Source organism: Kitasatospora sp. NPDC058046, assembly GCF_042885595.1.
Classification (GTDB): Bacteria; Actinomycetota; Actinomycetes; order Streptomycetales; family Streptomycetaceae; genus Kitasatospora.
On record NZ_JBHVRS010000002.1, the window covers coordinates 350915 to 364166 of the forward strand.

Sequence of the window (13252 nt, forward strand, 5' to 3'; positions counted from 1 at the left end):
CGGTAGGACAAAAACCTTCGCCCGATCTGATGTTGTGATGTTGAGGGCGTGTGAACGTACCCCTCGATGATGAATACTCGGTCTTCTCGACATCCGGACGGTCGCGGGTTGGAGGGGTCGGTCCGTTGAACAGCACTCCGGCGCGGAGCGTGTCGCCGAGCAGCAGCGGTCATGCCGCTGTACCCGGGCAGGCCGGTTCCGCGCACCTGTCCGTACCGGACGGCGCGGTCGCCGGGCGCGGCCACCACCCCGTCGCCGAGGATCGCGCCTGGGGCGCCGGCGACCCCGGCTCGATCTACGACTACATCCGGGTCGCCACCTTCGCGATCGGCCCCGACGGGCGGATCAGCCAGTGGAGCGAGCGCGCCGCCGAGTTCTTCGGCATCCCGGCCGCCGAGGCCGTCGGCGCCGACCCGGTCACCACCTTCGTCCCCCGCGAGCTCTGGCAGCGCGGCCGGGCCCGGCTGGAGCGCACCCTGGCGGGCGAGGAGTGGGTCGGCACCACCCCGTACCGGGACGCCGACGGCGGCGAGGGCCTCGCCGAGCTCTACCTGATGCCCGACAGCGCCCTGCCCACCGCGGGCGCCACCTGCCTGGCCGTCGACCTCGGGCGGCTGCGCCGGATCGAGACCGACCTGGCCGCCTCCGAAGCCGTCTTCGGGCAGACGCCCACCGGCTTCGTGCTGTTCGACGACCGGCTGCGGCTGCAGCGGGTCAACGACGCCTTCGCCTCCGGGATGGGACTGGTCCCCACCGACCTGGAGGGCCTCACCCCGCACGACCTCTTCCCGCCGTCCGAGGCGGACCGGCTCACCGCCGCCCTGCGCAAGGTCGTGGCCACCGGCGAGCCCGTCTTCGACCTGCGCTTCCACGGCGCCGTCCCGACCCGCGAGGGCAACCGGCTCTGGGCCGTCTCGCTGTACCGCCTGAACGGCTCCGCCGGGCAGACCATGGGCGTGGCCGGGCAGGTCTCCGACGTCACCAGCCGGCACGTCGCCGAGCGCGAGGCCGACGGGGTGCGCCGCAACCTGGCCCTGCTCAACGAGGCCAGCGCGCACATCGGCTCCACGCTCGACCTGGAGACCACCGCCAAGGAACTGCTGGACGTCGTCGTCCCGCCGTTCTGCGACCTCGCGACCGTCGACCTCTACACCGCGCTGCTCTCCGGCGAGACCGTGCCCAGCGCCGGCCGGCTCGGCGACACCGTGCTCACCGACGGCAGCGGCGAACTGCGCCGGGTCGCCGTCTCCAGCGTGGTCGGCGGCGCCTCCTCGGTGCTCGGCTCGGTCACCGGCCTGCCGATCGCCGAGGCCGGCGGCACCCTCTGCTACCCGCGCCGCTCCCCGCACGCCCGGGCGCTGCGCACCGGCCGCAGCGTCGTCCCCGAGCCCGGGCGCGACCCGCTGCTGCGCTCCACCCTGATCGTCCCGCTGGTCGCCCGCGACCAGGTGCTCGGCCTCGTCCAGCTCTCCCGGGCGATCGGCAGCGAGCCCTTCGACGCCCGCGACGTCGCGATCGCCGAGGAACTGGTCGCCCGCGCCGCCGTCTGCATCGACAACGCCCGGCTCTACCGGCGCGAGCACGAGCGGGCGCTGATCCTCCAGCGCAGCCTGCTGCCCCCGGGCAACCCGGCCGCCAGCGGCCTGGAGATCGCCTGCCGCTACCTGCCCAGCAACAACAACACCGAGGTCGGCGGCGACTGGTTCGACGTCATCCCGCTGCCCGGCAACCGCACCGCGCTGGTCATCGGCGACGTGATGGGCCGCGGACTGCGCGCCGCCGTCGCGATGGGCCAGCTGCGCACCGCCGTCCGCACCCTGGCGATGCTCGACCTCGACCCCGCCGAGGTGCTCGGCGCCCTGGACGAGATCGCCCGCGGCCTCGGCGACGACTCGGTGCCGGCCGGCCCGCCCACCCCGTACGGGCGGCTCACCTCGACGGCCGACGAGGAGGCCCGCGAGGTCTACCTGGCGACCTGCGTCTACGCGGTCTACGACGCCGTCACCCGCCGCTGCGTCTTCGCCAACGCCGGCCACCTGCCGCCCGTCCTGCTCAGCCCCGGCGAGAGCTCCCGGATGCTCGACGTGCCGCCCGGTCTGCCGCTCGGCGTCGGCGGCGAGCCCTTCGAGGAGGTCGAGCTGACCCTCCCGGACGGCGCCGTGCTCGCGCTCTACACCGACGGCCTGGTGGAGAGCCGCAAGCACCAGCTGGACGAGGGCCTGCGGGCCTTCCGCTCCGCGCTCTCCGACGGGGGCAAGGGGCTGGAGGACCTCTGCGACCACGTGCTCGGCGAGCTCAACCCGCACCACGGCGAGGACGACATCGCCCTGCTGATGGCCAAGGTGCACGCCTTCCCCGAGGACGCCGTCGGCAACTGGTTCCTGCCGCCCGAGCCCACCTCGGTGGCCAAGGCCCGTGAGCTGGCGTGCAGCTGGCTGCTGGCCCGGGGGCTGGACGAGCTGGTCGACACCACCGAGCTGCTGGTCAGCGAGCTGGTCACCAACGCGCTCAAGCACGGGCGGGGCGAGATCCGGCTGCGGCTGCTGCGCGAGCGCGGCCTGGTCTGCGAGGTCTGGGACGACGGCTACGCGCAGCCCCGGCAGCGGCGCGCGCAGGAGACCGACGAGGGCGGGCGCGGTCTGCAGCTGGTCAGCCTGCTGGCCGAGCGCTGGGGCAGCCGGCGCACGCCCAAGGGCAAGATCGTCTGGTTCGAGCTCGGGCTGTAACGGCCCGGAGCGGTGGGCCGGACGGGTGCAGTCGCCCGGCCGCCCGCCGTGTCGGCACGGGCCGGGCGCCCGGGGCGGCGTTCGATGGCCGCCATGCGCGTCCGCCAGCTCACCGCCGCAGCCGCCGCGCTGCTGCTCGCCGCCGGTCTCGGCGGCTGCTCCGACGACCCGGGCCCCGCCCGCACCCCCGCCGCCGTGCCCGCCCCGGCCGAGCCCACCGCCACCACCGGGGACGTCGGGCCGGTCGACCGCGCCGCCGTCCGGGACGGCGGCACGCTGCGCTGGGCCCTCGACCGCGTCCCGGCCACGCTGAACGTCTACCAGGGCGCGGCGACCGCCGACTCGGCGCTGCTCGCCCACGCGCTGTACCCCTCGCTGTTCCGGCCCGACGAGCACGGCCGGCTCGCCCCCGACCCGGACTACCTGGAGGGCGCCGAGTCCACCCCGCCCGGGCAGTCGCCGCAGGTGGTGACGTACCGGCTGAACCCGCGCGCCGTCTGGAGCGACGGCACCCCGGTCTCGGCCGCCGACCTCGACGCCCAGCGGACCGCGCTGTCCGGCCTGGACCCCGCGTACCGGGGCGGGCGGGCGGCCGGGTACGACGCCGTCGAGTCGGTCGCCCCGGGCGCCGACCCGCACGAGGTGCGGGTGACCTTCCGGCGGCCGTACGCGGAGTGGCGCTCGCTGTTCGGGCCGCTCTACCCGGCCGCCGAGACGGCCACCCCGGCCGACTTCGACCGGGCGCTGACCGGCGGCGACCGGCCGAGCGCCGGGCCGTACACCCTCTCCCGGTACGACGCCGAGCGCGGGACGGTCACCGTGGTGCGCAACCCGCTCTGGTGGGGCGAGCCGGCGAAGGCCGACCGGATCGACTTCCTCGCCTCGCCGCCCGAGCAGCGGCTGGACGCGCTGGACCAGGACCGGCTGGACGTCGCCCCGCTCACCGCGGCGGTGGACCGGGCGGTGCCGGCCCCGGCCGCCGATGCCTCCACCGCTCCCGCCTCCGCTCCCGCCTCCGCCTCACCCTCTGTCGCGCCGCCGCCCGAGGCCGCGCCCGAGTCGGCGGCGCTGGCGCTGCGGCGGGCCGAGTCGCTGCCCGGCGTCACCGTGCACCGGGCCGCCGCGGCCTCGCTCACCCAGCTCACCCTCAACGCCGAGCGCGCCCCGCTGACCGACCCGCTGGTGCGCCGGGCCCTCACCCGGGCCGTCGACCGGCAGCGGATCGCCGCCGCCGCGCTCACCCCGCTCGGCCTGCCCGCCGCACCGCTGGGCAGCCACCTGCTCGCCGGCGACCAGGAGGGCTACCGGGACAACAGCGGCGCGGTCGACCAGGCGGACCCGGGCCTGCTGCTGGACGAGGCGGGCTGGATGCGGCCCACCGGCGGGGGCGTCCGGAGCAGGGGCGGCAAGCCGCTCTCCCTCTCGCTGCTGCTCCCGGCCGGTTCGGCGACCGCCAAGCGCACCGCCGACGCGCTCACCGCCGGCCTCGGGGACGCCGGGATCGCGGTGCGACAGGTGCCCGTGCCCGCCGAGTCCTTCGTCGGGGAGCACCTGGCGGCCGGGGACTACGACCTCGCGCTCTTCTCCCGGCCGGTCGGCGCCAGCCCGGCGAGCGAACAGCGCCCCGCCTACGCCAAGCCCCGGCCGGACCCCGACGGCGTGCCGGACCCGGGCGGCAACTTCGGCCGCGGCGGCACCGAGGAGATCGACCGGCTGTTCGACCGGGCGGCCGCCGAACCGGACCCGGCGGCCCGGCTCGACCTGCTCCAGGAGGCGGACGTACGGATCTGGCAGCTCGGGCACTCGGTGCCGCTCTACCAGCGGCCGGAGCTGGTCGGGGTCCGGACCGGGGTGGTCGGCGCCGGCGCGTACGGCTTCGGGTGGCCGCGCTTCCAGGACGTGGGCTGGGGCGGGTAGGGCTTCCCCGGCGGGGCGGCGCACGGCGTCGGCGGACGCCTCCCGGAGACCGCTCCGGGGGCGTCCGCCCGGTGCGTGGGCCGGGCCGTCGGAGCACGAACGGAAGGGGGCCGGAGCCCGGTCGCCGGGTGGGCGCCGTGTGATCCGCCTGTGATCTTGATCCCCTGCGACCTGCTCGTTTCTGCTCACCTGGGCGCTTCCCCGTACGATAGGAGGAAGCCGAGGCATGTCGATATGCCCGGCGGGTGGACCGGTAGTAGCAGGCGGAACGGGTGGCAGCGGCCGAAAGGGCCGCAAGTGCGCGTCTCGCGGCCGGGCGCCGTAACCCACGATTCCGGGAGAATCCGCTAGGCATGCCCACGCGCAACGACATCCGTAACGTCGCCATCGTCGCCCACGTCGACCACGGCAAGACCACGCTGGTCGACGCCATGCTCAAGCAGGCCGGCGCCTTCGCAGCCCACCAGCAGCTCGATGACCGGATGATGGACTCCAACGACCTGGAGCGCGAGAAGGGCATCACCATTCTCGCGAAGAACACCGCGGTCAAGTACCACCCCAAGGATGGTGGCGCGCCGATCACCATCAACATCATCGACACCCCGGGCCACGCCGACTTCGGTGGCGAGGTCGAGCGCGGTCTGTCGATGGTGGACGCGGTCGTCCTCCTGGTCGACGCCTCCGAAGGCCCGCTGCCGCAGACCCGGTTCGTGCTCCGCAAGGCGCTCACCGCCCGCCTGCCCGTCATCCTCTGCATCAACAAGACCGACCGTCCGGACTCCCGGATCGACGAGGTCATCAACGAGACCTACGACCTGTTCCTGGACCTGGACGCGGACGAGGACCAGATCGAGTTCCCGATCGTCTACGCCTGCGCCCGTGACGGCGTCGCCTCGCTGACCAAGCCGGAGAACGGCACCGTCCCGGCCGACAGCACCAGCCTGGAGCCGTTCTTCTCCACCCTGCTGGAGCACGTCCCGGCCCCCGGCTACGACGAGGACGCCCCGCTCCAGGCCCACGTCACCAACCTGGACGCCGACAACTTCCTCGGCCGCATCGCGCTGCTCCGCGTCGAGCAGGGCGAGCTGCGCAAGGGCCAGACCGTGGCCTGGATCAAGCGTGACGGCTCGATCCAGAACGTCCGCATCTCCGAGCTGCTGATGACCGAGGCGCTCACCCGCAAGCCGGCCGAGGTGGCCGGCCCCGGTGACATCTGCGCCGTCGCCGGCATCGGCGAGATCATGATCGGCGAGACCCTGGCCGACCCGGAGAACCCGATCGCGCTGCCGCTGATCACGGTGGACGAGCCGGCCATCTCGATGACCATCGGCACCAACACCTCGCCGCTGGTCGGCCGCGGCGGCAGCGGCAAGGGCGCGGACGCCAAGGCCGGCGTCAAGGTGGACCGCAAGGTCACCGCCCGCCAGGTGAAGGACCGCCTGGACCGCGAGCTGATCGGTAACGTCTCGCTGCGCGTGCTCGACACCGAGCGTCCGGACGCCTGGGAGGTGCAGGGCCGCGGTGAGCTGGCGCTGGCCATCCTGATCGAGACCATGCGCCGCGAGGGCTTCGAGCTGACCGTCGGCAAGCCGCAGGTGGTCACCAAGCAGGTCAACGGCAAGACCCACGAGCCCGTCGAGCGCCTCACGGTGGACGTGCCCGAGGAGCACATGGGTGCCGTCACCCAGCTCATGGGCATCCGCAAGGGCCGGATGGACAACATGTCCAACCACGGCTCGGGCTGGGTCCGGATGGAGTTCGTCGTGCCGTCCCGCGGCCTGATCGGCTTCCGTACCGAGTTCCTCACCAACACCCGCGGCACCGGCATCGCGCACTCGATCCACGAGGGTCACGAGCCGTGGTTCGGCAACCTGACCACCCGCAACAACGGTTCGCTGGTCGCCGACCGGGCCGGTGTGGTCACCGCCTTCGCGATGACCAACCTGCAGGAGCGCGGCGTGCTCTTCTGCGAGCCGGGCACCGAGGTGTACGAGGGCATGATCGTCGGTGAGAACTCGCGTGCCGACGACATGGACGTGAACATCACCAAGGAGAAGAAGCTCACCAACATGCGCTCGGCGAACGCCGACGTGGCCGAGTCGATCGTCCCGCCGCGCAAGCTCTCGCTGGAGCAGTCGCTGGAGTTCTGCCGCGAGGACGAGTGCATCGAGGTGACCCCGGAGACGGTTCGCATCCGTAAGGTCGTCCTCGACCAGAAGGACCGCGGTCGCACCGCCTCGCGCGCCAAGAAGGCGTGATCCGGACGCACTGAACGGCCATTGGCCGGAATGATTCGCCCCCCTTTCCCATGGAGAGGGGGGCGAACTTTTTCAACTACTCCAAGTTGTCGGGGCCGCTATTCACGGAATAGCGCTCATCACACCCAGGTGTCCGCTGAGCGGACGTGACAGTTCGTCATCCGTGACGACTGTCCGTTTGGTGCCTGTCTGGCTATGTCTCAAATGTCCGGTTTTCGAAACTTACCGACTGTTCATGTGACCTAATTGAGATCGTCACTGGTCACTTTCGTGTCCGTGCGTGACGGATAGTGGGTGCAGTCAGGCTCGGGTCAAGGGTGAACGCGCAGGGGTGCGCGCCGAAACCACGAGCGCGGACGGCACAGCGGGTCCGGTGGGAACCGTTCCGCAGTGCCCTCCTCGTTGCAACGTCGAATTCAGGAGGCACACCGATGCGCGGTGCGAGCCAGGCCAAGTGGGTTGTCGCAGCTGTTGCTGTCGCCCTCGCTGCGACTGCGTGCAGCAGCAGCGACTCCTCCGGGGGCAGCTCCGACAGCGCTGCGGTCGACCCGGGCGCCAGCTTCAGCTACCAGAGCGCGGAGCCGCAGCGCCCGCTCCAGCCGGCCAACGCCATGGAGAACCAGGGCGGCCGTATCGTCAAGCAGCTCTTCAAGGGCCTCGTCGACTACGACCCCGCGACCGGTGCGCTGCGCAACCAGGTGGCCGACAAGATCGAGACCACCGACGCCAAGAACTACACCGTCACGCTGAAGTCCGGCTGGACCTTCCACGACGGCACCCCGGTCACCGCCAAGTCCTTCGTGAGCTCCTGGAACTGGTCGGCCAACCCGAAGAACAACCAGATCAACTCGGACTGGTTCTCCGACATCGTCGGCTACGACGCGGTCCACCCGGACAAGGACAAGGGTGACCCGACGGCCACCGAGATGTCCGGTCTGAAGGTCGTCGACGACACCCACTTCACGATCGAACTGTCCACCCCGGTCTCGTACTTCACGTACAAGCTCGGCTACTCGGCCTTCTTCCCGCTGCCCGAGGGCTTCTTCACCGACCCGGCCGGCTACGGCCAGAAGCCGGTCGGCAACGGCCCCTACAAGTTCGTCTCGTGGGAGCACAACAAGGCCATCACGCTGGCCGCCTACGACAAGTACACGGGCATCGACAAGCCGAAGAACGGCGGCGTCGTCTTCCGGAACTACACCGCCGGTGAGGCCGCGTACAAGGACCTGATGTCCGACACCCTGGACGTCCTGGACCAGGTCGACTCGACCGACCTGCCGAAGTACAAGGACGACCTGGGCAAGCGCGCGGTCGACCAGCCGCAGGGCGCCATCCAGAACATCTCCTTCGCGCTGTACCAGGGCGACTGGAACGCCCCGGGCAAGGAGAAGGTCCGTCAGGGCCTCTCGATGGCGATCGACCGCGACACCATCACCAAGACCGTGCTGAACGGCAACCGCATCCCCGCCGACTCGTTCGTGGCGCCCGGCGTCATGGGCTACAAGGCCGGCACCTGCGGCGACGCCTGCAAGTTCAACCCGGAGAAGGCGAAGCAGCTCATCACCGAGGGCGGCGGCGTTCCCGGCGGCAAGATCACCATCCTGTACAACTCCGACGGCAGCCACAAGGAGTGGGTGGACGCGGTCTGCAACTCGATCCGCCAGTCGGTCGGCGTCGAGTGCCTCGGTGACCCGAAGCCGGACTTCAAGACCTCGCGTGACCTGGTCACCAGCAAGCAGGTCCAGAGCATGATGCGTACCGGCTGGGTGCAGGACTACCCGCTGAACGCCAACTTCCTGCGCGACGTCTACGGCACCGGTGCCGCGGCCAACGACGGCAGCTACTCCAGCTCCGAGTTCGACAAGCTGTCGAAGGAGGCGGACGCCGCCACCACGGTCGAGAAGACCGCGGAGTACTACCAGCAGGCCGAGGCCGTTCTGGCCAAGGACATGCCGGCCATCCCGCTCTGGTACTACAAGACCAGCTCCGGCTACTCCAAGAACGTCCAGAACGTGAAGTTCAACTCCTTCGGCGACCCGGTCTACACCGACGTCGAGGTCAAGAAGAAGAAGTAATCGGTCGGCACCGCCTGACCCGGTGACAACGGCCGGTGCCCGTCCATCCCCACAAGGGCGAGGACTGGCACCGGCCGTTGGCACGCCGACTTATCTCTTGCCGGGTTGACGGGCCCGGCAGAGTCATACATGGAGGCACGATGGGGCGCTTTGTCGCAAGGCGACTGCTCCAGATGATCCCGGTGTTCCTCGGAACGACCGCACTCATCTTTTTCATGGTGCACTTGCTGCCCGGTGACCCGCTGGCAGCGCTGTGGGGCGACAAGGCGCCGGACCCGGTGCAGCTCGCCGCGCTGAGGCACCAGCAAGGCTTCGACAAGCCGCTGGTCCAGCAGTACCTCGACTACATGGGGAAGCTGTTCACCGGTGACTTCGGCACCGGCCTGGACGGACGCCCGGTGCTCGACAAGATCACCGAGGCGCTGCCGGTCACGGTCCAGCTGGCGCTGTTCGCGTTCGCCATCGAGATCGTGCTCGGCATCGGGATCGGCCTGTACGCCGGTCTGCGCCGCGGCAAGCTCTTCGACAAGGGCGCCCTGGTCATGACCCTGCTGCTGATCTCGATCCCGGTCCCGGTGCTGGGCTTCATCGTTCAGACGGTCTTCGGGCAGAACCTGAAGTGGGTCACCCCGACCGTCCAGGACAGCAACGACATCACCCAGATGGTGCTGCCGGCCGTCGTGCTCGGCTCGCTCTCGCTGGCCTACGTCGCGCGCCTCACCCGCACCTCCATCGCCGAGAACATCAAGGCCGACTACGTCCGCACCGCGGTGGCCAAGGGCCTGCCGCGGCGCAAGGTGATCGGCACCCACCTGCTGCGCAACTCGATGATCCCGGTGGTCACCTTCCTCGGTACCGACCTCGGCGCCCTGATGGGCGGCGCCATCGTCACCGAGGGCATCTTCAACGTCCAGGGTGTGGGCCACGCGCTCTACCAAGCGATCAACATGAAGGAGGGCTCGACGGTCTCCGGCTTCGTGGCCTTCCTCGTGATCGTCTACCTGGCCGCCGGCCTGATCGTCGACCTGCTTTACGCGGTCCTGGACCCGAGGATCCGTTATGCCTGACCTGACCGAGAAGAAGACCGCCGGGAAGATCCCGGCCCAGGGCGGCGCCGCCACCGCGGCCGCCAAGCCCGAGAAGCCCCGCAGCCTCGGCTCCGACGCCTGGCACGACCTGCGGCGCAAGCCGATCTTCGTGATCTCCGCGCTGCTGATCCTGCTGCTGATCGTCATCGCGATCGCCCCCGGTCTGTTCACCTCGGTGGACCCGCGGGCCGGCGACCTGCGCAACCACTACCTGACGAAGCCGAACTACGGCCACCTCTTCCAGGCGGACTGGTTCGGCTACGACCTCCAGGGCCGCAGCATCTACGCCCGCGTCGTCCACGGCGCCCGCGCCTCGATCATCGTCGGCATCTGCGTCACCGCCGGTGTGACCATCATCGGCGGCCTCACCGGCATGCTGGCCGGCTACTTCGGCGGCTGGGTCGACACGATCATCTCCCGGATCACCGACATCTTCTTCGGCATCCCGCTGCTGCTCGGCTCGCTGGTGGTCCTGAACGCCTTCACCTCGCGCACCGTCTGGAGCGTGGTCTTCGCGCTGGTCGCCCTGGGCTGGACCCAGATGACCCGTGTCATGCGCGGTTCGGTGATCACGGTCAAGCAGGCCGACTTCGTGACGGCCGCCAAGGCGCTCGGCGCCGGCACCTGGCGGATCATGTTCAAGCACATCCTGCCGAACGCGGTCGCCCCGGTGATCGTCGTCGCCACCATCGCGCTCGGCGGCTACATCGCCGCCGAGGCGACGCTGAGCTTCCTCGGCATCGGTCTGCAGGACCCGACCATCTCCTGGGGCATCGACATCTCCTCCGCCCAGAAGGTGATCCGGACGGCGCCGTTCGCGCTGTTCTTCCCCGCCGGAATGCTGAGCCTCACCGTTCTGGCGTTCATCATGCTCGGCGACGCGGTGCGCGACGCCCTCGACCCGAAGCTCCGTTGAGAGAAGAGGTGACGACCCCGATGACCACCGTGATCGAGAACGACCAGAAGAACGACCGTCTCGAAGTTGGCACTCCTCTTCTCGAGGTGAAGGACCTCCACGTGGAGTTCCACACCCGGGACGGTGTCGCCAAGGCCGTGAACGGCGTCAACTACTCCGTCGCGGCCGGCGAGACGCTCGCCGTGCTCGGCGAGTCCGGCTCCGGCAAGTCCGTGACGGCGCAGACCATCATGGGCATCCTGGACATGCCCCCGGGCAAGGTGACCCAGGGCCAGATCCTGTACCGCGGCCAGGACATGCTCACGATGAGCAACGAGGAGCGGCGCCGGATCCGCGGCCGGAAGATCGCGATGATCTTCCAGGACGCGCTGTCCGCGCTGAACCCGGTGCTCTCCGTCGGCTACCAGCTCGGCGAGATGTTCCGCGTGCACCAGGGCGCCTCCCGCAAGGAGGCGAAGGAGAAGGCCATCGAGCTGATGGACCGGGTGCGCATCCCCGCCGCCCGGGAGCGGGTGAACGACTACCCGCACCAGTTCTCCGGCGGTATGCGCCAGCGCATCATGATCGCGATGGCGCTGTCGCTCCAGCCCGACCTGATCATCGCGGACGAGCCCACCACCGCCCTGGACGTGACCGTCCAGGCCCAGGTGATGGACCTGCTCGCCGAGCTGCAGGCCGAGTACAACATGGGTCTGATCCTGATCACCCACGACCTCGGCGTGGTCGCCGACGTCGCGGACAAGATCGCCGTGATGTACGCGGGCCGGATCGTGGAGACCGCCCCGGTGCACGAGCTGTACGCGAACCCCGCGCACCCGTACACCAAGGGCCTGCTCCGCTCCATCCCGCGCCTGGACCAGAAGGGCCAGGAGCTGTACGCGATCAAGGGCCTGCCCCCGAACCTGCTGAAGGTTCCGACCGGCTGCGCGTTCAACCCCCGCTGCGACGTCGCCACCGACCTGTGCCGCACCGAGATCCCGGCGCTGCACCACGTCACGGACAAGGACGGCAAGGAGCTCACCGGCCGCCGCAGCGCGTGCCACCTCTGGAAGGAGACCCTCCATGGCTGAGAACATCCTGGAGGTCAAGGACCTGGTCAAGCACTACCCGCTGACCCAGGGCATCCTCTTCAAGAAGCAGGTCGGCGCGGTCAAGGCGGTCGACGGCATCTCCTTCGAGCTGAAGAAGGGCGAGACGCTCGGGATCGTCGGCGAGTCCGGCTGTGGCAAGTCCACGCTGGCCAAGGTGCTGATGAACCTGGAGCGGGCCACCTCCGGCCAGGTGCTGTTCAAGGGCGAGGACATCTCCACCCTGCAGGGCGCCGCCCTGAAGGCCGTCCGCCGGAACATCCAGATGGTGTTCCAGGACCCCTACACCTCGCTCAACCCGCGCATGACGGTCGGCGACATCATCGGCGAGCCGTTCGAGATCCACCCCGAGGTGGCGCCCAAGGGCGACCGCCGCAAGGCCGTCCAGGACCTGCTGGACGTCGTGGGTCTGAACCCGGAGTACATCAACCGGTACCCGCACCAGTTCTCCGGCGGCCAGCGCCAGCGCATCGGCATCGCCCGCGGCCTCGCGCTCAAGCCCGAGATCATCATCTGCGACGAGCCGGTCTCCGCGCTGGACGTGTCCGTCCAGGCGCAGGTGATCAACCTGCTGGAGCAGCTGCAGGGCGAGTTCGGCCTCTCCTACATGTTCATCGCGCACGACCTCTCCATCGTCCGGCACATCTCCGACCGCGTCGGCGTGATGTACCTGGGCAAGATGGTCGAGATCGGCTCGGACGAGGAGATCTACGAGAACGCCACCCACCCGTACACCCAGGCGCTGCTCTCCGCGGTGCCGGTGCCGGACCCGACGGCGCGCGAGTCCCGCGAGCGGATCATCCTCACCGGGGACATCCCCTCGCCGGCCAACCCGCCGTCCGGCTGCCGCTTCCGCACCCGCTGCTGGAAGGCGGAGGAGCGGTGCTCCGAGGAGGTCCCGCTGCTCGCGGTCCCCTCGCTGCTGGAGGGCGCGGCCGCCCACGAGTCGGCCTGCCACTTCCCCGAGGTCCGGGAGCAGGCCGCGGCCTGATCCCCCGGTAGTCGCAGGAAGGGCTCGTGGCGTTCGCGCCGCGGGCCCTTCCTGCGTTCCGCCGGTCCCACGCCGCGTCGTCCGGCGCCGCGTCAACTCGGCAGGGGGTCACCGCACCCGTCCGGGTGCACCTGACGCGCGCCGTCGCCGGGGCGCGCTTCTCATGGGGTGTGATGCGAAACACACCCTGAGG

At 70.5% G+C, this 13252-nt stretch carries 8 protein-coding genes; all 8 read left to right on the forward strand.

Features of this window, described 5'->3' with window-relative positions; genetic code table 11:
* Positions 1-125 precede the first annotated feature (125 nt).
* Positions 126-2726: a SpoIIE family protein phosphatase gene (locus ACFVU7_RS05805; protein WP_375874154.1), complete on the forward strand. Its 2601-nt coding sequence runs from the start codon at positions 126-128 to the stop codon at positions 2724-2726.
* A 93-nt stretch (positions 2727-2819) separates the two neighbouring features.
* The gene (locus ACFVU7_RS05810) at positions 2820-4643 is read left to right on the forward strand and encodes an ABC transporter family substrate-binding protein (protein WP_388044477.1); all 1824 of its coding nucleotides are present in this window, start codon (positions 2820-2822) and stop codon (positions 4641-4643) included.
* Between the two features lie 353 nt (positions 4644-4996).
* Positions 4997-6901 (forward strand): translational GTPase TypA, encoded by a 1905-nt coding sequence (gene typA / locus ACFVU7_RS05815; protein ID WP_117489405.1) that lies wholly within the window; start codon positions 4997-4999, stop codon positions 6899-6901.
* 431 nt (positions 6902-7332) lie between these two features.
* Entirely contained in the window at positions 7333-8976 is a 1644-nt protein-coding gene (locus tag ACFVU7_RS05820; RefSeq protein WP_380777417.1) for an ABC transporter substrate-binding protein, read from the forward strand.
* A gap of 140 nt (positions 8977-9116) precedes the next feature.
* Positions 9117-10043, forward strand: a complete 927-nt coding sequence (locus ACFVU7_RS05825; RefSeq protein ID WP_049654878.1) for an ABC transporter permease — start codon at positions 9117-9119, stop codon at positions 10041-10043.
* On the forward strand, positions 10036-10980 hold the full coding sequence (locus tag ACFVU7_RS05830) for an ABC transporter permease (RefSeq protein WP_117489407.1): 945 nt from the start codon (positions 10036-10038) through the stop codon (positions 10978-10980). Before ACFVU7_RS05825 ends, ACFVU7_RS05830 begins: the two co-directional genes overlap by 8 nt.
* Positions 10981-11000: 20 nt before the next feature.
* Positions 11001-12050 (forward strand): ABC transporter ATP-binding protein, encoded by a 1050-nt coding sequence (locus ACFVU7_RS05835; protein ID WP_380777418.1) that lies wholly within the window; start codon positions 11001-11003, stop codon positions 12048-12050.
* Complete coding sequence (locus ACFVU7_RS05840) at positions 12043-13059, forward strand: ABC transporter ATP-binding protein (RefSeq protein WP_074001353.1); 1017 nt, start codon at positions 12043-12045, stop codon at positions 13057-13059. The genes ACFVU7_RS05835 and ACFVU7_RS05840 overlap by 8 nt, the downstream gene beginning before the upstream one ends.
* The last annotated feature ends 193 nt before the right edge of the window (positions 13060-13252 follow it).